The 22,181-nt window shown below is 46.1% G+C and carries 17 protein-coding genes; 13 read left to right on the plus strand and 4 right to left on the minus strand.

Annotated elements, in window-relative coordinates:
- The first annotated feature begins 508 nt into the window (after positions 1 to 508).
- From L5L91_RS15280 to L5L91_RS15290, 3 genes are all read left to right on the plus strand, one after another.
- Positions 509 to 1,654: an efflux RND transporter periplasmic adaptor subunit gene (locus L5L91_RS15280; RefSeq protein ID WP_105250703.1), complete on the plus strand. Its 1,146-nt coding sequence runs from the start codon at positions 509 to 511 to the stop codon at positions 1,652 to 1,654.
- Between the two features lie 9 nt (positions 1,655 to 1,663).
- Complete coding sequence (locus L5L91_RS15285) at positions 1,664 to 4,798, plus strand: efflux RND transporter permease subunit (RefSeq protein ID WP_105250702.1); 3,135 nt, start codon at positions 1,664 to 1,666, stop codon at positions 4,796 to 4,798.
- A 424-nt stretch (positions 4,799 to 5,222) separates the two neighbouring features.
- A complete protein-coding gene (locus tag L5L91_RS15290; RefSeq protein WP_131524445.1) occupies positions 5,223 to 5,546 on the plus strand; it encodes a hypothetical protein in 324 nt (107 codons plus the stop codon).
- A 56-nt stretch (positions 5,547 to 5,602) separates the two neighbouring features.
- On the opposite strand, the gene L5L91_RS15295 is transcribed toward L5L91_RS15290, so the two are convergent.
- The gene (locus L5L91_RS15295) at positions 5,603 to 7,225 is read right to left on the minus strand and encodes an AbgT family transporter (RefSeq protein ID WP_263237046.1); all 1,623 of its coding nucleotides are present in this window, start codon (positions 7,223 to 7,225) and stop codon (positions 5,603 to 5,605) included.
- Between the two features lie 559 nt (positions 7,226 to 7,784).
- On the opposite strand from L5L91_RS15295, the gene L5L91_RS15300 reads away from it, so the two are divergent.
- The 3 genes from L5L91_RS15300 to L5L91_RS15310 are packed head-to-tail and all read left to right on the plus strand — an operon-like array spanning position 7,785 to position 10,193.
- Entirely contained in the window at positions 7,785 to 8,351 is a 567-nt protein-coding gene (locus tag L5L91_RS15300) for a LemA family protein (RefSeq protein ID WP_105250697.1), read from the plus strand.
- Positions 8,352 to 8,400: 49 nt separating this feature from the next.
- On the plus strand, positions 8,401 to 9,438 hold the full coding sequence (locus L5L91_RS15305; RefSeq protein WP_263237047.1) for a DUF3137 domain-containing protein: 1,038 nt from the start codon (positions 8,401 to 8,403) through the stop codon (positions 9,436 to 9,438).
- Positions 9,438 to 10,193 (plus strand): lytic transglycosylase domain-containing protein, encoded by a 756-nt coding sequence (locus L5L91_RS15310; protein WP_263237048.1) that lies wholly within the window; start codon positions 9,438 to 9,440, stop codon positions 10,191 to 10,193. Before L5L91_RS15305 ends, L5L91_RS15310 begins: the two co-directional genes overlap by 1 nt.
- A 69-nt stretch (positions 10,194 to 10,262) precedes the next feature.
- Here the strand turns inward: L5L91_RS15310 and L5L91_RS15315 are convergent, their stop codons facing one another.
- Positions 10,263 to 11,108: a 23S rRNA (adenine(2030)-N(6))-methyltransferase RlmJ gene (locus L5L91_RS15315; RefSeq protein WP_173497834.1), complete on the minus strand. Its 846-nt coding sequence runs from the start codon at positions 11,106 to 11,108 to the stop codon at positions 10,263 to 10,265.
- A gap of 93 nt (positions 11,109 to 11,201) precedes the next feature.
- Positions 11,202 to 13,466, minus strand: coding sequence for a GGDEF domain-containing phosphodiesterase (locus L5L91_RS15320; RefSeq protein WP_105250693.1), 2,265 nt, complete (start codon positions 13,464 to 13,466; stop codon positions 11,202 to 11,204).
- A 266-nt stretch (positions 13,467 to 13,732) separates the two neighbouring features.
- Between L5L91_RS15320 and L5L91_RS15325 the strand changes: the two genes are divergently transcribed.
- Both L5L91_RS15325 and L5L91_RS15330 read left to right on the plus strand, forming a co-directional pair.
- On the plus strand, positions 13,733 to 14,479 hold the full coding sequence (locus L5L91_RS15325) for a class I SAM-dependent methyltransferase (RefSeq protein ID WP_107949945.1): 747 nt from the start codon (positions 13,733 to 13,735) through the stop codon (positions 14,477 to 14,479).
- Positions 14,480 to 14,706: 227 nt separating this feature from the next.
- A complete protein-coding gene (locus L5L91_RS15330; protein ID WP_263185094.1) occupies positions 14,707 to 15,354 on the plus strand; it encodes a CatB-related O-acetyltransferase in 648 nt (215 codons plus the stop codon).
- Between the two features lie 46 nt (positions 15,355 to 15,400).
- Here L5L91_RS15330 and L5L91_RS15335 read toward each other — a convergent pair whose 3' ends face one another.
- Positions 15,401 to 16,321 carry a LysR family transcriptional regulator gene (locus L5L91_RS15335; protein ID WP_263176905.1) on the minus strand — a complete coding sequence of 307 codons (921 nt, stop codon included), beginning with the start codon at positions 16,319 to 16,321 and terminating at the stop codon, positions 15,401 to 15,403.
- Between the two features lie 185 nt (positions 16,322 to 16,506).
- Here L5L91_RS15335 and L5L91_RS15340 point away from each other — a divergent pair, with 185 nt between their 5' ends.
- The 5 genes from L5L91_RS15340 (at position 16,507) to L5L91_RS15360 (ending at position 22,170) form a co-directional block, all read left to right on the plus strand.
- Complete coding sequence (locus L5L91_RS15340; protein WP_263176904.1) at positions 16,507 to 17,256, plus strand: 3-oxoacyl-ACP reductase family protein; 750 nt, start codon at positions 16,507 to 16,509, stop codon at positions 17,254 to 17,256.
- Positions 17,257 to 17,659: 403 nt separating this feature from the next.
- Positions 17,660 to 18,088 carry a hypothetical protein gene (locus L5L91_RS15345; RefSeq protein WP_173248345.1) on the plus strand — a complete coding sequence of 143 codons (429 nt, stop codon included), beginning with the start codon at positions 17,660 to 17,662 and terminating at the stop codon, positions 18,086 to 18,088.
- A gap of 399 nt (positions 18,089 to 18,487) precedes the next feature.
- Entirely contained in the window at positions 18,488 to 20,599 is a 2,112-nt protein-coding gene (locus L5L91_RS15350; protein ID WP_263237049.1) for a protein-disulfide reductase DsbD family protein, read from the plus strand.
- A gap of 136 nt (positions 20,600 to 20,735) precedes the next feature.
- On the plus strand, positions 20,736 to 21,620 hold the full coding sequence (locus tag L5L91_RS15355) for a thioredoxin domain-containing protein (RefSeq protein ID WP_263237050.1): 885 nt from the start codon (positions 20,736 to 20,738) through the stop codon (positions 21,618 to 21,620).
- Positions 21,621 to 21,645: 25 nt separating this feature from the next.
- Positions 21,646 to 22,170: a protein disulfide oxidoreductase gene (locus L5L91_RS15360; RefSeq protein ID WP_012197815.1), complete on the plus strand. Its 525-nt coding sequence runs from the start codon at positions 21,646 to 21,648 to the stop codon at positions 22,168 to 22,170.
- Positions 22,171 to 22,181: the final 11 nt, after the last annotated feature.

Below are 22,181 nucleotides of genomic sequence, written 5' to 3' on the forward strand. Positions count from 1 at the left end.
CGCACAAGCAGTCTGAAGCCTGCTCTTTGCTTACTCTCTTTCGGTATTGTCAGTCTTGATAGGGTCGTTTTTAACGACTTGATGCTGAGAGTGGCCTGAGTAAAAACAAGCGCGCTGCGTTTTCGTCTCTATGTACAAATTATTGCAACAAGTGGCAGTTAAGCTAACGTCATTGAGCTGTGGGCCTTGGCCTGCCGCAAGTCTAGAATATGAACAGATTTGCAACATATTCAATATGGAGTAGGCTTATTGGGTGTTTTACGGCATATCCCCCTAACAATGCCACTCAAAGTTAACCGATTTTTTAAATCGAATAACAATTCGATGAATATAGTAATGCTGAATGAGTGAAAATTTTCATTAGTTTACAATTTAGTTTCGTTATCTTCCTTGTTGATTCATATAGGCTATGAGATAAATAACGGATTTGATTTTAGTTATAATTACGGCTCGTGTCAGCGCAATAAGTGTACTGGTATGTGGGCAGTTAATATTTGAAGGAGTTCTCATGCGGCAGACAATTAAACTTGCCTCAGTTATAAGCGTGGCGTTATGGATGGCAGCTTGCAGCCCTCAAGAAGAGAGCGCTCAGGCGGGTGCTGGTCCACGTAGTATGGAAGTGGGAATCCTTAATGTTGTTGCCCAGCCACAAGTGATTCAGGTGGAATTACCAGGACGCAGTAAAGCTTTCCTCGAGGCTGAAGTTCGTCCACAGGTTAACGGTATTATTACTAAGCGTAGTTTTGTTGAAGGTGGCAATGTGAAACAGGGTGAATCTCTGTATCAGATTGATTCTTCAACTTATAAAGCTGCTTTAGTGAGTGCCAATGCTGATTTAGCCAGAGCGAATGCGGGCTTAGCCTCAGCAAAAGCTAAGGCGGCACGTTATCAGCAATTGGTAAAAACCAACGCCATCAGTAAGCAAGAGTTCGATGAAGCTGAAGCGGCATATAAAGAAGCATTGGCAAATGTAACCGTGGCTGAAGCTGCGATTAACACCGCTAAAATCAACCTGCAATATACTGAAGTATTAGCGCCTATCTCTGGTCGTATCGGTAAATCGAGTGTGACTGCGGGGGCGTTAGTCACTGCCAACCAGAGCCAAACATTGGCGACGATTCAACAACTTGATCCTATCAATGTGGATATTGCGCAATCGAGTGCTCAGTTGTTACGTCTTAAAGCTAAGTTGCAGCAAGGTAAGCTACAAGCTTCAGAAAATGCAGACGTGAAATTATTGCTTGAAGATGGCACTCAATATAGTCATCCGGGTAAGTTGCAGTTCGCTGAAGTGAGCGTGGATCCAAACACTGGCTCAGTTATTCTGCGCGCAGAATTCCCTAACCCAGAAGGTATCTTGTTACCTGGCATGTATGTTCGCGCTATGTTAAATGCGGGTACTGATCCACAGGCTATCTTGGTTCCACAAAAAGCGATTACGCGTAACTCTAAGGGTGAAGCTGTGGCTATGGTGGTGAATGACCAAGGTTTAGTCGAAGCGAAAACTGTGACGACCGCAGAAGTGATTAACAACCAATGGCGAGTCACTTCTGGTTTAACTGTGGGCGACAAGTTGATTGTGGAAGGATTACAGAAAGTTCGTCCCGGCGCTCCAGTAACCACCAAAGTTATTTCTGAAACGCAAGCACAATAGGGCATAGCTATGGCACGTTTTTTTATTGATCGCCCCATCTTTGCGTGGGTGATCTCCTTGATTATTATGCTGGCGGGGATCCTTTCGATCCGCTCGCTGCCAGTGTCCCAATATCCTAACATTGCACCACCGACCGTGGTGATCAGTGCTAACTATCCTGGCGCTTCCGCTAAGATTGTTGAAGATTCTGTGACTCAGGTGATTGAGCAACGTATGACGGGTATCGATCACCTTCGTTATATCGCCTCAGCCAGTGACAGTTTTGGTAATGCTGAGATCACTTTAACCTTTAACGCTGAAGCCGATCCGGATATTGCACAGGTTCAAGTACAGAACAAGTTGCAGGGCGCTATGACCCTGTTACCGCAAGAAGTGCAGGCGCAAGGGGTTAACGTTAACAAGTCGAGTTCTGGCTTCTTAATGGTATTAGGCTTCGTATCGACCGATGGTTCGTTAGATAAAGGCGATATCGCCGATTATGTTGGTGCGAACATTCAAGATCCTATGAGTCGCGTACCGGGCGTAGGTGAAATTCAGCTGTTTGGTGCCCAATATGCGATGCGTATATGGCTTGATCCGTTGAAATTGACTCAATACAACTTGACCAGTTTAGACGTTATCGCAGCGATTCGTTCTCAAAACGCTCAAGTTTCAGCTGGACAGTTAGGTGGCGCGCCCTCTGTGGCAGGCCAAGAGTTGAACGCAACGGTATCGGCTCAAAGCCGTTTACAAACGGCGGAAGAGTTCCGCAAAATTATCCTTAAATCGGATATTTCAGGCGCAAACGTCTTCCTAAGTGATGTGGCACGGGTTGAATTAGGTTCTGAAAGTTATGCTGTGGTGTCACTGTATAACGGTCAACCTGCGACAGGGTTAGCGATTAAGCTGGCAACGGGTGCTAACGCGCTTGATACTGCTGAAGCTGTTCGTGAAAAAATTGCTGAGATGAAACCTTTCTTCCCGCAAGGGCTAGAAGTTGTTTATCCTTACGATACAACGCCTTTCGTTGAAAAATCGATAGAAGGTGTAGTGCATACCCTGCTTGAAGCTATTGTACTAGTGTTCATCATCATGTACCTCTTCTTGCAAAATTTCCGCGCAACTTTGATCCCGACTATTGCAGTACCTGTGGTATTGCTGGGAACCTTTGCGATTCTGTCGTTAGCGGGTTTCTCGATTAACACTTTAACCATGTTTGCTATGGTGCTCGCCATTGGTTTGCTGGTGGACGATGCGATTGTGGTGGTGGAAAACGTCGAGCGGGTAATGGCCGAGGAGGGCTTAAGTCCACTGGAAGCGACGCGTAAGTCGATGGATCAAATTACCGGTGCTTTAGTCGGTATCGGTCTGACCCTCTCCGCAGTGTTTGTCCCTATGGCATTTATGTCAGGTTCAACGGGGGTTATTTATCGTCAGTTCTCTATCACTATCGTATCTGCGATGGCGTTGTCTGTTCTAGTTGCTTTGATTTTAACACCTGCACTTTGTGCGACTATGCTCAAACCGATTAAGAAGGGCCATGCTCATATCGAAACTGGCTTCTTTGGTTGGTTTAACCGTAGTTTCGATAAACTGACTAATCGTTATGAGTCGAGCGTTGCTGGGATCATCAAGCGCGGCTTTAGAGTGATGGCGATTTACGTTGTGCTGGTTATTGCAGTGGGTTGGATCTTTATCCGTATGCCTACGGCGTTCTTACCAGATGAAGACCAAGGTATTTTGTTCACGCAAGCCATTTTGCCGACTAACTCAACTCAAGAAAGCACCTTAAAAGTATTGGAGAAAGTGTCTGATCACTTTATGGCTGAGGAGGGCGTGAGGTCGGTGTTTAGCGTGGCGGGCTTCAGTTTTGCGGGTCAAGGGCAAAACATGGGTATCGCCTTCGTTGGTTTGAAGGATTGGTCTGAGCGTGAAGCGCCTGGTATGGACGTGAAGTCTATTGCTGGTCGCGCTATGGGTGTGTTCGGTCAGATGAAAGATGCCTTAGTATTTGCCTTCGTACCGCCTGCGGTAATCGAGTTGGGGACGGCGAACGGTTTCGACATGTACCTGCAGGATAAGAACGGCCAAGGCCACGAGAAGTTAGTGGCGGCACGTAATCAACTGCTTGGTATGGCGGCACAGAATCCAAATCTGGTGGGTGTGCGTCCAAACGGTCAAGAAGATGCGCCAATTTATCAATTACATGTAGATCACGCTAAGTTGAGCGCGTTAGGCATTGAAATCACTAATGTGAACAATGTGCTTGCAACGGCTTGGGGTGGTTCTTATGTGAATGACTTTATTGACCGCGGCCGCGTGAAGAAAGTATATGTGCAAGGTGATGCCCAGTATCGTATGCAACCGGGAGATTTAGATTCTTGGTACGTGCGCAATAACAAGGGTGACATGGTGCCATTCTCTGCGTTTGCCACTGGTGCATGGGAATACGGTTCTCCACGTTTAGAACGCTTTAACGGCTTACCATCGATGAACATTCAAGGTGCCACGGCTCCTGGTTTCAGTACCGGTGCAGCTATGACAATTATGGAAGACTTAGCCAAGCAGCTTCCTCCTGGTTTTGGTGTCGCGTGGAACGGTCTATCGTATGAAGAACGTCTATCGGGTAACCAAGCGCCAGCGCTGTATGCTCTGTCGATCTTAGTGGTCTTCTTAGTATTGGCAGCACTCTATGAAAGCTGGTCGGTACCCTTTGCAGTTGTGCTCGTGGTTCCGCTCGGGATCATCGGTGCCTTGATTGCAATGAATGGTCGCGGCTTGCCAAACGACGTGTTCTTCCAAGTGGGGCTGTTAACCACAGTAGGGTTAGCGACTAAGAACGCCATCTTGATTGTGGAATTCGCTAAAGAGTTCTATGAGAAAGGTTCAGGCTTAGTTGAGGCGACCTTACATGCGGTGCGTGTGCGTCTTCGCCCCATCTTAATGACGTCTCTAGCCTTTGGTCTGGGTGTTGTGCCGTTAGCTATCAGTACCGGTGTCGGCTCTGGTAGTCAAAACGCCATTGGTACAGGTGTACTCGGCGGTATGATGAGCTCGACTTTCCTAGGGATCTTCTTCGTACCATTATTCTTCGTGATAGTGGAGCGTCTCTTCAGTAAGCGCGAGAAGAAAGGTAAAGAACAGAAGCCAAACTCAGCTGAATAAGCTCGATCGTTTCTAAACTAAAGCCCTGCAATTGCAGGGCTTTTTGTTATTTTAATGCTGTTAGTTATAAAGATGGATAGGCACTGTGCGCGAGTTCTGGCATATTGCGCTTAGGCAGTTAAGAGGACGAAACATGGATGATGCTGCGTTGGAATGGCAAAAACTAGATGCACTCATTGCTAAGGGTAAGATGTACGTCATTTTGGTCTTTGGCGTATTTTTCTGGGGTATGCTGACGTCCCTCGTGGTCGCTTTAATACCTCGGGCGATCCATTCTGGGCGGAACTGCAAAGAGCGCTCTATATTTATCCCATTGGCGGTATTTTATTTGGTTGGTTTGTGTGGGTGCAGATTAATTGTAAGCGAGATAAACTGCGCGCCCAATAGTATCAATAGTTCTGGTTAAGCTGAGTGTAGGGGTGACATGGTGTTTTCGTGGGGTAATCTTGCCACTAAGCAACTTATCGTGGGAATGGTATGTCATGGCATAGCGCTGGCATTTTTGGCCTATGGCGTTTATGCATTTTACTTGCAGGAGCTTGTACTACCAGAGTTAACTCGCTGTGTCGGTGCTGCAGTGTTATTTGTAGGAATGGGGTTAGCCCCTCAATTATTTTTTATGTCAGTGAGCCAGATAGTATCGCAAGCTGAGGACTCGACATTAAAATCTACCCTACAGACCTATGTGTTTAATCTAGGTATTTTTTTGATGATCTGCAGTCTGTTAATGGAATGGCTATACGACTAAAGCTATTGAATAAAGAAAGGGCGTCGACTTCATCATCGACGCCCTTTTTATTGCGGTTAAGGCGTGTAGTAAGTCGCGGCTCCCGGCCCAACGGGCAGACCAAAGCCAAATACCCACAGGAAGAAGAACGCTGTCCAACCCACGAAAAACACGAGCGAGTACGGCAGCATAGTGGCGATCAGCGTACCTATCCCTAGGTTTTTCTGATAACGACAGGCAACCGCTAAGATCAAACCAAAGTAGCTCATCATAGGTGTGATTAAGTTAGTCACCGAATCTCCAATACGGTACGCCGCTTGAATCGTTTCGGGCGCATAACCAACCAACATGAGCATAGGCACAAAAATAGGAGCGGTAATGGCCCACTGGGCCGAGGCGCTGCCAAGCATCAAGTTGATAATGCCGCAGAGCATAATAAAGAACAAAAATACGATCGGGCCCGTCAAGCCAATGGATTGCAGAGCATCGGCACCTAACACCGCCAATACTGCGCCTAAATTACTCCAGTTGAAGAAGGCGACAAACTGTGCGGCGAAGAAGACGAGGACGATATACATGCCCATAGTGCTCATGCTGTGGGACATGGCATTGATGACATCTTTATCATTTTTGATGCTGCCCACGACTTTGCCGTAAATAAAGCCCGGTATGGCAAAACAGATAAAGATAAAGGCGACTATGCCCTTGAGGAATGGTGAACCTGAGATGAGACCGGTTTCAGGATGGCGCAGCGGTGCGCCTTCTGGTACGACTGAAATCGCTAAAATAACCGCGAGCACTAACATAGATAACCCAGCCCATTTTAAGCCGCGTTTCTCAATAGCACTGATGCTCTCCATCGATTGCAGTACGGTTTCGTCTGCATCATCATCTTGGTATTGAGCTAACTTAGGTTCGACGATTTTCTCTGTGACAAAGGCGCCAAGGAAAGTGATCACAAAGGTGGAGACAAACATGAAGTACCAGTTTACTTCTGGGCCGACGTTGTATTGAGGATCTATCATGCGCGCGGCAGCTTCGGTAATGCCCGATAGCAAGGGATCGACAGTACCAAGCAATAAGTTAGCGCTATAACCTCCTGAAACCCCGGCAAAAGCGGCAGCTAAACCTGCAAGTGGATGGCGGCCAAGGGAGTGGAAAATCATCGCCGCCATAGGGATAAGTACCACATAGCCAAGCTCGGCAGCGGTGTTGGACATAATGCCGGCAAATACTATGGTCACAGTGACTAATCGTTTAGAGGCACCCATGACTAAGGCGCGCATAGCCGCAGATAATAAGCCTGAGCGTTCGGCAATCCCGACGCCGAGTAGCGCCACGAGTACAGTGCCGAGCGGTGTAAAGCCAGTAAAGTTGGTCACTAGATGCGAGACTATCATCCGCAAACCTTCGGCGTTCATCAGGCTCACCACATGGATTAAACCGTCGGCACTGCGGCCGTGTGAGCCAATAGGTCTAGGATCAACCACGGTTAACCCAAAGTAGCCCGCAATACCTGAAATAATGACCACTGCAACACAGAACAGTGCGAATAAGGTGATTGGATGGGGCAGCAGATTGCCTAAGCGTTCAACAATATTGAGAAAACGTACAAACCAACCACTAGAGCTGATATCGCCCTGTTGTGGATTGGGTTCAGAAGCTTTTTTTGGAGGAATATCGCCGGAATTAAAACTCATCGTCCTTCCTTTATGTCGACCTTTACGCAGCGCAATATTTGGACCCTATAACAGACTCGAGACATTGCCGACGGCCGATTGTGGATGACGTGGCTGAGGGGATAACTCTAGGTGCAAGACTCGGAGTGAAAGCTAAGGTAAAAGTTAAAAAATTAGCGGCAAAGTATGATTGTTAAGTTTTAATTGAAACTTAAATGTTGCTATTGACTGTGTTGAAGTGAGCAGGGCTAAAATTAGGATAAAAAAATGGACTCTCGAGGAGTCCAGTATTCACGAGCAAAATTGGATGCTCTAATGTTGTGCCATATCACTATAGACCTTGTTTGCTGTATCGGAGCTGAATATTGATAAATTTATAGGTTAAATGCTGTTTTTTATGCAGATGATCACTTTTCATCGTTGAATATGGCCAGTTTCGTTGATGATTGCTCGTTAGATAACATCGCCAGCTCTGACCAGCGAGTAATTTCATTGTCTTAATCAGCCTGCAGGTGAAATTTTCACTCATTTATGGTTAGCTGTATCCTATTAACAAGAATAAGAAACCTAAGGATGGAAGATGGAAAAATTGTTATTGGGATTAACGCTGATTTTTATCGTGACCTATCTTTGGTACGTCAGCCTAGTCAAAAAGCGCAATACCGCGCTCGAAGCCTTGTCGGGTATCGATGTACAGCTGACCAAGCGTGCCGACCTTGTGCCTAATATTCTAAAAATTGCTAAACGATTTATGGAGCATGAAAAGTCACTGCTCACTGAAATCACCGAATTGCGGACTCTGCTAAGCCATAATTACAACAAGGCCGACCCTAGCGCAGTTAAAGAACATTTAGTTCAGGCTGAGCGGTTGAACGACAAAATGAGTACCTTGATGGTGAATGTGGAGAACTATCCTGAGCTCAAGTCCGACAACACTATGTTGCAGGCGATGCAGACCTATAACGAGGTCGAAGCGCATATCTCAGCTGCGAGGCGTTTTTACAACTCGGCAGTTTCCGAGCTTAATACTGCGGTAGAAATCTTCCCCGGCTCGATTATCGCTTCTATGGCGAGTATTAAAGTGATGCCATTCTATGAGGTAAGCGAAGCGGCAAAAGCGCCCGTAGATGCGGCCGAATACTTGTAAGCTTAGCAGTGCAGGGTGAGTTATTACCCTGCAATACTATGACATCAATATGAATATCATCACTTTTATTTTAGGTAGCCCGATTCGGACTTATCGGGGGCCTGTTGGTTTGTCTGCGGATTTGGACGAACTACCTCAACTCGAAGCCTATTACGAAGAATATATCGCTCCAATCAGTCGCAAATATGAAACTAAGCGTGTGGCTTGCCTTAAGGCGGCGCGTAAACGTTTGTATTTGAGTTTGATGATAGTGCTTGGGCTGAGCTTGCTCACCGTTATTGGCTACTACAGCGGTGGCGCTTATTTCCCGCCTTTGCCATTGCTTGCCTTAGTCGGATTAAGCTGGTGGAGCTTTGCTCCGACTCGTGAGTTTAAGCATTTGGTTCAAAATGATATTTATCCGCTGATGTTTAAATATTTCGGCGATGATTTTATTTATAGCCGCGAAATGCGCCTCGACATGAATCGACTCGTTGCGGCTAAAGTATTACCGCGATACGACAAAGTCAGCTTCGGTGACTATATACAAGGCTACTATAAGGGCGTTGAGTTGACGGTCAATGAGCTTACCCTGACCAAGAATGTGCAAGTCGAAGAGCTGGATGTCGGTACGAATAGGCGCAGAACTGTGACCCGCACGGAAACCCAGTTTCGTGGCTTAGTGGTTGAGCTGAGTAGTCATAAAGCGTTTATGGGTCATACTGTTGTGCTGAGGGATCGCGGTGGTTTAGCCAATTTCCTGTCCGACAGCCATGCGGGACTGGTACGAGTCAAACTTGAAGATCCGCAATTTGAAAAAGAGTTCGACGTGTTTTCAACGGATCAAATCGAGTCACGCTATTTGCTCAATACGGCATTTATGGAGCGCTTACAGGAGCTTGCCAAACATTTCGATGGCAATATTCAATGTGCATTTTTCCGCAATAAACTAACTTTGTTCCTACCGAATCGCAGAACGCATTTTCAAATGCAGTCCATTTTTCATGGCGCGACCTTTTCAGTAGAATTTAGTCAGATAAACCGAGAAATGAAGCAACTCTTTGCTATTATTGAAGTACTTAAACTTAATCAGTACACGGGACTTTGATGTTGCTTACTCGCTCAGCGCTTGCTCGTACACCGACTTTTGCAGCCTTTTCATTGCCCTGCAGATTTGAGGGGCTAGGCCTGTGCTTATTATTGATATCGAGTTTGATGATAAATGCAAATGCTGAGGAGGCGCGCGAAAAAGCTAAGCCGCGTATTGTGGCGCGGTACTCACAGAGCGGCATAGTGAGTCGTGAAGGTTTAGAAAAACTCAAAATTTATCAATACCAACAAGCTAATGGTGTCACCGTATTTACCGACAAAGCCCCCGCAAATAACCAGTATCAAATTTTGTTATATGACTGTTTTGCCTGTCGTCCCGATTCGACCATAGATTGGAATGGTATTCGGCTATTTACCGCTAATTATGATGCCCTGATCTCCCATGCCGCCCATAAGCATCAACTTGATCCCGCCTTAATCCGCGCGGTGATCCACGCGGAATCAGCCTTTAATGCGCGTGCATTGTCGCGTACTGGCGCTATGGGATTGATGCAATTAATGCCAGAAACGGCGAAAGAAATGGGGGTAGCAAATGCGTTTTTACCCGAAGAAAATATCTTAGGTGGCAGTAAGTATCTGGCGCAGATGCTAAAACAGTTTAATGGTGATGTCGCATTGGCCTGTGCGGCTTACAATGCGGGGCCGACGACCGTGGTTCAGTACAATGGCATTCCGCCCTATCCTGAAACCCAAGCCTATGTTGAGCGTGTGAAAATTTTATTGAAGCGTTACCGCGAGCAGAAGGACGTTTAGTTGCCGCATTGATAAGCTAAAATGAAGTGGCGAAAATCCGGAGATCATCGCCGCCATTTGAGTCGAAGGTTACTCGCCGACTTCCCATTTTACAGTAATGTTACCGTCCACTTGTCCAAGTGTTTTACCTAAGTAATCCATTAATTCAGTTGCGATTTCGTCTAACTGCCAAGGTGGATTGATGATCCATAATCCTGCCGCAGTCATGCCAAATTCATCTGAATCGGGCTTAATGGCTTGTTCAATTCTCAGCTGACGTTTAATGCCACTGTTGGCGAGGCGCGATAACATACCTTCGGTCTGAGCGCGATTTACGACTGGATACCACAGGATAAACACACCCGTCGCAAAACGTTTGTGTGCTTTTATCAGGGTTTCGGCCACATCTTGGTAGTCGGTTTTCATCTCGTAGCTAGGATCGACTAGCACCAGAGCACGACGCTCTAATGGTGGTACTGCGGCGATAAGGCCTTTTAGGCCATCACCTTTGATCACTTTAACTTGTCTGTCTTCGCAGAAATAATCATCCAATAACACGTAATCAGTGCTGTGCAGCTCGTGCAAGACCATGCGATCTTTAGGCCCTAGCTCCATGTCGATAATGGCGGGTGAACCTGGGTAGAAGTTGAGTTCGTCTGGATTTTCTTCATTAAAATGGCGCACGGCGGCGACATAGTCCTGCAGCGATTGTGGTAAGTCAGTTTTATCCCAAAGCTTAGCTACACCTTCGAGGTATTCACCTGTTTTCTGTGCAAATTCATCGCTTAAAGCATAACCACCCGCACCTGCGTGGGTATCGATATACACGAGTGGTTTGTCTTTTTTGTGCATCAGCTGCAAGGTTTGTAGCAAGATGGCGTGTTTCAACACATCGGCATAATTGCCAGCGTGATAACCATGGCGGTAACTTAACATGGGGTAATCCTAGTAATTTGCAAACATAGCAAAGAGAGGCAAATGCCAGTCGGCAATTATACCTGCGATGGTTCTAGGCGTAAATTTAATGCCTCAGTTGGCGCTCTTTTTATTGGCAAACCAATGTGTGGGGGTTTGCATTTGAAAGGTTTTCAGCCAGAGATTCGCAGGTGCGGGTTTACCGAATAAATAACCTTGAAATTGTTCGCATCCTAGCGCAGTGAGTTGCAATAACTGGGCTTCGGTTTCGATACCTTCGGCAATGACGTTGAGTTTTAAGCTCTTGGCTAACAGGATGGCGGCGTTAACAATTTGGGTATGGCGTTCACTAATGCCCATTTGACTGACAAAGTAACGGTCGATTTTAATCGTGTCGGCACTGATATCAATGAGCTGGCTTAATGATGCATGGCCAGTGCCAAAATCGTCAATAGCGATAGAAACCCCCATGCGAGCTAAGGTGTTTAGGCGTCGGCCTGTTTCTTTATGGGTTGAAAATACAGAGGTTTCAGTAATTTCAATTTCCAACAATGGGATGAGTTCAGGATGATTCATATAGGTTTGGATCAACACTTTAAAGAAGCGATCCGACAGAATATCTTGCCCAGATAAATTAAAGGCAATCCTAACCAGAGGCACATTTTTAGGCCAAGAACGGATCAGTTGTAGTAATTGCCTGAAAACTTTTATCGCAAAAATCGCCTGCAATTGAGATGACTCTATGATGGGGATAAAAGTATTCGGCATGATCATAGTGCCGTCTTCGTCAAACATTCTGGCTAGCGCTTCAAAGCTAGTAATGTGGCCATTGGCCATCACTTTAGGTTGCAGCCACATTTCAAGGCGGTTGTGTTTCAGCGCGTCACGGATTCTGGCTTTTTGCGATGAAGCTTCGAGAAGATTGTTAATCAAACCAATGTAATACACCATCACTGGGCTAGCTTGGGTGGTTTGTTTTATGGCAATTAAACATTGCTCTGCGGCTTGCTGCGGTGAGGCTTTATTACCTGAGCTGCAACCGACTCTGCACTCGAGATGATATTCAGTCTGTTGTTCTTGCTTAAGTTGTAGGTTTGTTGGAATACGCTCGCGTAATTGTAGCGCTAGGTTTTCAGGGGAGATAAGCGGCAGGCTAGTAAACTCGAGTGCAAACGATGCTCCTCTAAATCGGTATATTTTTGCGATATGACCAAAGCGATTTTTGAGTTCAATAGCAAAGGCTTTTAGGATGGCATCTCCGACGCTGATACCGAAAGCAGCATTAATTTGGCTAAGATTATCAATTTTGATTAAGGCTACGGTCATTTCCTGATGGATCAAGCTTGGCGCTGGGTTATACCAGTGATTTTCGTTGGGTAATCCTGTCACTAAATCATAGAAATGCGTGCTGATGTGGTGCTTTTTAAGTCGACTCAGTTCAATCGCATGGTTTGCCTGTTCTGTGACATCGTGGCAGTGAAACAACAAAGTATCATGGTGCTGTAATGAGGCTTTTTGCAGCAGATATTTAGTGCTGTTATTGTTCTTTAAATGGGTCGGAAACGAGGCCGCCAGTAAATTCGTGCTGGTATCTTCGGTAAGTTCAAAAATGTCACATAGGCGAGTGCTGTTTAGTGTGACTTCTCCAGCGATTTCCCTCGCGGCATTATTCAGGTTGAGAATGACTCCATCCTCATTGCAGAAGAAGGAGGCTGTACCATTATTTTCAAAGATTTCAGCATATTGATCTAATGTATGTTGCAGTGCATTTTGATGCTGGATCATTTGCTGTGCATGGATTTTCTGGGTTTTTAGCAGGCGCATCGCCGACAACGGGATGCAGATATTAAAAAACATAAACAGCAAACCGTTTAGATAAGCGTGGGTCGCAGGTAGGCTGATATCAATATCGATAATGGGAGGCAGGTTTTGGTTACGCAGTAGCAGTAAAAAAGGCAATACGTTGAAACACATCATAATAAAAGCGACTTTTCTGCCAAACAGGAAAAGCGCCATCAAGGGCAAGGTATATAAGAAAGTAATACCTACCTGCGATAAGTTAAAGTCAGGGATAAACAACAGCATAGATAAACAGGCTGCAATAACCATAGCCAGCAGGCTGATAGAGCTGACGAGTAAATATTTGCGCGTAAACCATAAAGACAGGAATAGTACGGTTAAAAAACTGACCGTAATGCTGATAATGAAAGTGAGGTTTAACTCATACGCAATTAAAGAGCTATGCAGCACTATGCTAGTGGTCAAGATGGCGCCACTGAGCAGAATAATCCGCAATAAGCTGGTTTTTAATATCGTTTTGTCAGGATTTAAAAAATCTTGCTCCCTGATAAACAAAAAACCTTTTAGCCATTGAAGCAAAAAAAGTCCTTATCCCGTACGGAAGTCACGCAGGTTGGCTGGGGACGTAACATATAACATAAATCACTAAACTGTTATACAAATAGATTGCCGCCTTTATAAATCAGTATATTACAGTGTGATACTTGTTTGAATTATTAAGGGCGCACTGAGACAAATTGGCTAATACAGTGATGAGCTTGGTGATGTGTTTTGCTTACTAGCATATTCATAAACAAGATTTTTAGGCATAATGGCCATCATTTTCGTTGGTTAGAAGACAGCCTGTGACCCCGATTTTTTTCAATCAGCAATACCCAACACTTGTGGATATTTGTGCACGTTGGCAACTCGTCTACGATGCGAATGCGACCTTCGAATTGCGTTTTGAATCAGATACTTTATCACTGCATAAACGCGATGAGCCTAAGCTCGATGGCATAGTGGTGGATTTTGTGACTGGCGCCGTCGCCCATAGACGTAAGTTTGGTGGTGGTCGCGGCCAATCTATCGCTAAAGCGGTGGGATTGAAGCAAGGGGTAACACCAAGTGTGGTTGATGGCACTGCGGGTTTAGGGCGTGATGCGTTTGTGCTCGCAAGCCTTGGTTGTACAGTGACTATGGTAGAGCGTCATCCTGTGGTTGCGGCATTGCTTGAAGACGGCCTGCGCCGCGCCTATCAAGATGCTGAAATTGGCGATTGGATGCGTGAGCGGATGCGCCTGTTTCATGGATCTAGCCTAGAAGCACTATCGAAATTGGCACAAGAGGTGGATGTGGTTTACCTCGATCCTATGTACCCCCACCGTGATAAATCGGCCCTTGTTAAAAAAGAAATGCGTGTATTCCAATCCTTAGTCGGTGCCGATTTAGATGCCGATGGCTTACTCGCCCCAGCTTTAGCCTTAGCAACTAAACGTGTCGTCGTTAAGCGCCCAGACTATGCCGAAGATTTGGATGGGGTTAAGCCAAATACAGTTATCGAAACTAAGAAAAACCGTTTTGATGTCTATGTAAAAGCTGCGATGAAATAGCGAAAATTTTTCTCATCGCGAACATTGTATGCTTTCAGTGACAACGGCTTAGCTCATGTCGATTTTTCAGTTTTATGGGCTATTTTCTTTTTTATACTCACTTGTGATTTTTATATGAAACTCATTCCTCTGCTAAAACAGCCGCGTATTCACTGACTATTCTAATGTGAAACTTCTCATAACATTATGTTTCGTATTAACTATTTTGTTTATAAAGAGGATTTGCAATGCGGAACAAGCATTGGTCAAAAGTTCAGTTATTGCACGAGGTGGTCACCAATCCCAATATCATAGTCAAAGGTCAGCATAGCTATTACAGTGATTGCTGGGATGCTGGCTTTGAGGGAGCAGCGGTGAGATATCTTCATGGCGATGAAGTGAGCCGTGAGTGGGAACCTAAGTGGTCTATCGATAAACTTTATATCGGTAATTATGTGTGTATCGCTGCCGAAGTTGTGATCTTAATGGGCGGAAATCATACGCATAGAGCAGATTGGTTTTGTTTATACCCCTTTATGGATTTCATCGAGGATGCCTACGTAGGCAAAGGTGATACTCATATTGATGATGGGGCTTGGTTAGGCATGAGATGTATGTTGATGCCAGGGGTGACGATAGGTGAAGGTGCGGTTGTTGCCGCAAATAGTGTTGTCACCCAAAATATCGAACCCTACAGTATTGTGGCGGGATCACCCGCGAAATTAATCAAGTATCGGTTTGATAAAGACGTCATTACTGAGTTACTGGCGTTAAAAATCTACGATTGGCCTGCCGAAAAGTTTGAAAGTTTAAAGCGGTATTTGTGTTCGGCGGATTTTGACGCGCTCAGCAAAGCGATCACTCTCTATGACCAATCCGTACATCAAAGCAAGTAACCGTTAGTCCCAAAGTCAAAGGTCGCGCTCAGTCGAGGTCTTTTACTTATCCTGCCTTAAATCTGCTTTTGGGCGCTTTCGCTAAGTCGACCAGTTCTTCGATGATCACTCGTAGCTTGGGTTGGAGGTAAGGAGTTTTAAGCCAAATTAAGTGGATGGGTGTGTCGTCACTGGCGAGTTCGTCTAGTACTGAGATAAGTTCACCAGTTTTAAGATAGTCCTCAACTAACCATATCGGCACTTGCGCTAAACCCACTCCCGCCAGTGTGGCCGCTAAAATGGCTTCGCAATCAGCTATTTCGTGGCGTACTGGAATGTCATAGGCCTCAGTGACCCCATCCTCATTTTTAAGTAACCAGCGATGTTGCTGCCCAAGCGGCCAGCCGACAATGCATTGGTGCTGGCTGAGATCTTCTTTGCCTTGTGGCGTGCCAAGTCGAGCGAAATAGGCGGGAGATGCGCAGATCACTCGGCGTTGTTCTCCTAATCTACGGGCGACTAAATCCACAGTGTCGCCGAGTTGTCCGACACGCACCGCCAAATCAATGCCGTCACTGAACAAGTCAGTCGCTCTATCGTTGAAGGTAATAGATAACTCGAGCTTGGGATATTTTTGCGATAGTGATAATAGGGTTGGCAGTATATATCGCCGCCCAAATGTCACGGGTAAATCCACTCGCACTCGACCAGAGGGAATTTGCTGTTCGCTGCCGAGTCGGCTCTGTGCATTGTCTAGGATTGCCATGGCATTTTGGCAATCTGTGAGGTATGAATCGCCATCATTGGTTAAGCTCACACGCCGTGTGGTGCGGTGCAGCAGCTTAGTGCCTAAGCGGGTTTCTAATCGCACTATGCTTTTACTGAGCGCCGAACCAGTCATGCCTAACGCCTGCGCCGCTAAGGTAAAACTGCCTAGCTGGGCAACTGTGACGAAATGGCGTATCTCAACAAATTGATTATTTATCACGGCAATTAATTCCTTATAGGACTTAGTGAGGGTCATTTTAGTGACTTAATCATGGTAAGTGAATCGCGTAAGCTACTACCACAGTATGAAAATGAGCGTTAACGTACAAGCGAACGTCATTTTGTAATTGATTAAAAAGGTTTTTCTATACAATCAACCTTAACCTCCTATTGAGTGAGCAAACTATGAAATCGTCGAATAATTTGCAAGGTAAAGTGGCTTTTGTACAAGGTGGTAGTCGTGGTATCGGTGCCGCCATTGTTAAAAGATTGGCGAGTGACGGCGCCGCAGTTGCCTTTACCTATGTTTCATCTGAGGCGCAGTCGCAATTGCTGGTGGACGAAGTTATCACTCATGGCGGTCAAGCCATTGCCATTAAGGCCGACAGTACAGAGCCTGAGGCGATCCGTCGTGCCATCCGCGAGACCAAAGCGCATTTCGGTGGCTTAGATATAGTGGTTAATAATGCGGGTACGCTGATTTGGGATAGCATTGAAAATCTGACGCTAGAAGACTGGGAGCGAACTGTTAATACTAATGTGCGCAGTGTGTTTGTGGCCAGTCAAGAAGCCGCGCTGCATATGAATGACGGCGGCCGCATCATCAATATCGGTAGCACAAACGCTGAGCGTATTCCGTTTGTAGGTGGTGCGATTTACGGCATGAGTAAATCGGCCTTAGTCGGTTTGGCTAAAGGACTCGCGCGGGATTTAGGCCCACGAGCTATTACGGTGAACAATATTCAGCCTGGACCTGTGGATACCGATATGAACCCTGATAATGGTGATTCATCCGAGCCCGTTAAGGCGATGGGCGCCCTAGGGCGTTATGGTAAAGCCGAAGAGATCGCCAGCTTTGTCGCCTTTATTGCGGGCCCAGAAGCGGGCTATATCACAGGGGCGAGTTTGATGATTGATGGTGGGTTTTCTGCATAAGTTTTGCCTGTATTTATCTTTTAGGCAAAAAGTTTGATTCCAATCATTAATAAGCCTGCACAAGAGTCACTCTGGCGGGCTTTGCTTAAGTTGTGGCTAGTTATGTAGAATCAATATGTTAGAGCATAAAAACTTGTTGAGTATGATGGTAATAACTTAGGTCGTTGTTACTCAAATTATCCGTCAGCAAAGCGCGGTTTTATTGAAATGGTGGACTATGGCTTGACTCAGGCAAGGCAAAATAATTTGCTTGTTGATGAACTATTGTTACAATCCGCCGGTCTTATCTTCAGCTATCTGTTGAAAGACACTCATTTTTTATCTTTATTATCAAAGAATAAGACGAAGGGAAATCCAAATTTCTAAGTTATCGACTAAGCAAACAGGCAACCTATGGGGCGTGATGGTGTTTACCATTCTGACCTTGTTCTGTTTGACTCAAAATAGTGGAATACTTAACTTGTTGCTCAAGGAGTCGAGCGCGCAAGCGATGTCGGCTACGTCTTTTTCTGGTGCTGGTTTTAGCGCCAACTCAGCTTTAAACTCAAGTTCTGCTTTAAACAGCAGTTCAGCTTCAAACAATATGGCTAGCCATGCCGATGCTCAAGCGGCGGGTACTGAGCTGGTCAAAAGTGAACCTAAAAAATGTGAATTGTCTGAGAAATCGATCCGAACCTGTATCGACACTCCGAGTACCATCCCATTTCTTATCCTGCTGTTCCTACTGCCGTTACTTCCCCGCGCCTCCCGCGTGATAACACTGTTACCCATACAAGGTTATCAAGCTAAACCTAGGCGAATACATCTCACACATTGTCGCTTTCAAGAATAAAAACTTATTTATCAATTTGATAGGTGGGTTTGTTTAGGCATGCTTTCTCTCAGTCAATATTTGACTTTTCTCGCCAGTTTGCCGGTAGAAAAGAAAGTTAAGCGGCTGCAGAACATCCAATTTTACACATCACACCTCCCTATCTGACTGCTTGAACTTAAGCCTTCTATCACGCTGATGTTTCTTAAGCCATAACGATATTGGTAACCAGAACATAGCGTTAGCCAATATTTATATGGCCTAGAAGCAAGGTAAGCATGCACGCAGCATCACAGAGTCTTGTTTAACTTAGCTTGGTCTAACAGCGCTTAAGTATTGCAATGGCAAATGCTGACGATATATCGAAGAGATTAATATGCAATTTAATAACAAACAGTTAGTGCATATTGGGGGGACAAAATGAGTACATTAAAATCCATGTTAACCAGATTCTGGATACTCGCCTTGATAGTGACGAGTCCGTCGCTAATGGCCGCATCGACGGGGTGGTTGGTTAATGATAATCACCCTCCAGCCAAAGTACGTTTTATGCTAACGGGGGAGGTTGATCCTGCAACGAATACTTTGCCTGCTGTGCTTGAAGTACAACTTGAGGGCGATTGGAAAACCTATTGGCGCAGTCCTGGGGAAGGCGGTATCGCACCGACGATAAAATGGGATGGCTCACACAATCTACAGCAAGTGGATTGGAGATGGCCTACGCCAGAGGAATTCTCATTATTGGGGTTACAAACCTTTGGTTATAAAGGTAATACCACCTTTCCATTAACCCTAAAAGTTGATGATATCGCTGCGCCAACTCAGCTGCGCGGCAAAGTGACCTTGTCGACCTGTACCACTATCTGTGTACTGACGGATTATCAGATTAGTCTCGACTTCACGCCTAATGCGCTGCAAGCGGATACCGATGCCATGTTGGCCTACAACAAAGCTGTGTCGCTTGTGCCACAAAAAGTGTTGACCCAAGATGGCCAAAATCCTGCCATGACAATGGGTTGGGATGCCGCCAAAGGTCAACTTGAAATCAGACTCAATGATGCCAACTGGCAGAGTCCAACCGTGATTATCGATGGTGAGCCAGATACCACATTTAAGCTAGTGAGCTTAAAACCGAGTGAAAGCGATGTTAACGGCAAGCAATTGGTCGGTATTTTTAGCGGTAAAAGTTGGCTGGGCGAGCCTGAAGTTTTGGGCAAATCGCTGAACATGACTGTCGCCGATAGCGAGCGGGCGTTGGAATACAGCGCCGAAGTTAAGCCTGTGGTGATTACCCAAGCAAGTACCTCGATATTTGGCATGATTTTGTTAGCGCTTATCGGTGGTTTGATCTTAAACGTCATGCCCTGCGTGTTACCAGTGCTTGGCATGAAGCTCAGTTCAGTGGTTGCAGCACCTGATCTTAAGCGTAATCAAATCCGCCAACAGTTCATCGCATCAGCGCTGGGGATATTGGCCTCATTCTGGTTACTCGCTGGCTTTATCTTAATGCTTAAGCTCACGGGGCAGGCGATTGGTTGGGGGGTGCAGTTCCAAAACCCTTGGTTTATCGGCTTTATGGCGCTGGTGACCACAGTGTTTGCCTTCAATATGTTAGGTGTGTTTGAGATTAACTTACCCTCTAACGTGCAAACTAAGTTGGCGACGACGGGCGGCAATAATAACAGCGGCCACTTTTTACAGGGCATGTTTGCGACGCTACTGGCGACGCCCTGTAGTGCACCATTTTTGGGTACTCCGGTCGCCTTCGCTTTGGGCGCCGATGTACTGAGCTTGTTTGCCATCTTTACCGCGTTGGCCGTGGGTATGGCGTTCCCTTGGTTGATTGTGGCGGCATTTCCGCAAGTGGCGGGTTATTTCCCTAAACCCGGTCGCTGGATGAACACAGTCAAAGTGTTTTTCTCCGGCATGTTACTACTCACCAGTTTGTGGCTCATTAGCCTGTTGTCCAGCTTCATTGATACAATCTACCTGTGGCCATTAGCTGGCATTATTACACTGATATTTATGGTGTTTATGGCTAAAAAATATGGCGCGATTGCCATTGTGAGCTGCTTAGGTATCGGCATTTTACTGTCGGCGATTATCGCATTTATGACGGCGAACCAGTGGGCTAAACCTTTACCTACGGATCTTGCTTGGACGCCATTGGATCAAGCATTGATTAATCAGCAGGTCGCCCAAGGCAAAACTGTGTTTGTCGATGTGATTGCCGATTGGTGCATTACTTGTAAGGCCAATAAAGTTGGCGTGATCTTGCAAGATCCAGTCTATAGCCTGTTGCAACAGCAGCATATTGTGCCGATGAAGGGCGATTGGACCACGCCTTCTGAGCCCATAACTCACTACCTGCAAAGCCATAATCGTTTCGGGGTGCCATTCAACGTGGTTTACGGACCGGGTGCACCGCAGGGGATTGAATTACCTGAAATTCTATCGACTGACCTTGTGCTCGCTGCGATTGAGCAGGCCTCAGCATCCCCTGAAAAGTCATCCGTAGCGGCAGGGGAATAACGCGAACGAACAGCTATTCACTCGGACATGTCATTCGGCAATATCACTGGCGAGTCTCATTCAATAGCGAGTCGAGTGGCACTCAACAAATACTTAGGTCAGGGATAACTCTGACCTAAGACAATGGAAATCGATTATGAAACAGAAGATTGAAGTACAAAACAACACTGAATCAATGCAGAAAACTCAAGCCATTGGAGGCGCCCAAATGTCGAAATTTAGCTCTTTATTCAAACATCGTAAGTTACAGATGTTTGCTGTCTCGGGTGTCGCCATGGCCATGCTGGTGGTTTCCTTGCCTTCGGTGAGCACCATGGCCTATGCCAAGGACAGCAGTTTATCGGCGGCCCAGCAGCAAGAGGTGCGAGCGATTCTTAAAGATGCCTTGATCAATGATCCTGACCTAATGAGAGAAGCAATTATTGCGTGGCAAGCAAGGGAGCAAGAGGGTGCCAATACCGCCATGCAAACGAGCCTAGTGACCCATCATAAAGCCATGTATGAGACTAAAAGCGATCCGTGGAAGGGCTCTGCGACACCTGAGATTGAGATGGTGTACTTCACCGATTTTAACTGCCCATACTGCAAGAAAATCGAGCCTTCGCTGAACCAGCTGATTGAAGAATTTCCGCAGTTAAAAATCATAGTCAAAATGGTGCCGCTGCAGGGCGAAGGCTCCAAAATGGCGGTCGATTTTGCCCAAACGGTTTGGTTAAACGAGCCTGAAAAGTATCTCAAGGTGAAGGATATGTTGATGTCGAGCCCGCGTGGACTCGATGCCGCCGCCATCGCTAAGGTCGCTAAACTGACGGCAACCGAGCGCTGGGTCGGCAACACAGATGAGCGCGTCGCTAAAATGGTCGATGATAATGTGAAATTAATGAATGAGTTAGGCATAGGTGGCACGCCAAGTATGATAGTGGCCGATACGCTTATTCCCGGATTAGTGCCTTACGAAGTGTTAAAAGAGCAGCTTGAAGCCGCGATTGCCGCTAAAGATAAGACGCAGAAGGGCAGTTAAGATGCCGCCAAAGGAAACTGAAAATATGAGCGCCGAACAAGTTTCGATATCTTTACCTAAACGCATATTGGGCTGGATTAAGCAGCTGGCACTTTTGCTGCTCATTGTCATTATCGTGACCAGCGTGATGGACATCTGGCGCGGCAAAGATATTCCGCGGGATAATTTGCCGCAGCTCCAAGGGACGACGTTGGCTGGGGAGATGCTTGATATTGCCACGCTCAGCCAAGATCAGGCGGTATTGGTGTACTTCTGGGGCACTTGGTGCCCTGTGTGTAATTTTGTCAGCCCGGCGGTCAATCAAATGTCGGCCTATTACCCCGTGGTGACGGTTGCCATGAATTCGGGGGAGGATGAGAAACTGAGAAAATATCTTCAGCATCAGGATTATGGCTTTGACACTATTAACGATAGTGACAGCAAGATTGCCCGTGATTGGTCATTGCAGGCGACGCCAACCATTATGATCTTTAAAGATGGCGAGTTAAAACACTACACGACTGGCTTTACTAGCCTGCCAGGCATGTGGTGGCGAATGATGTTCACTTAGAAGTGATACAT

Origin of the sequence: Shewanella sp. SM55 (assembly GCF_025654025.1) — a bacterium.
Lineage (GTDB): Bacteria > Pseudomonadota > Gammaproteobacteria > Enterobacterales > Shewanellaceae > Shewanella > Shewanella oncorhynchi.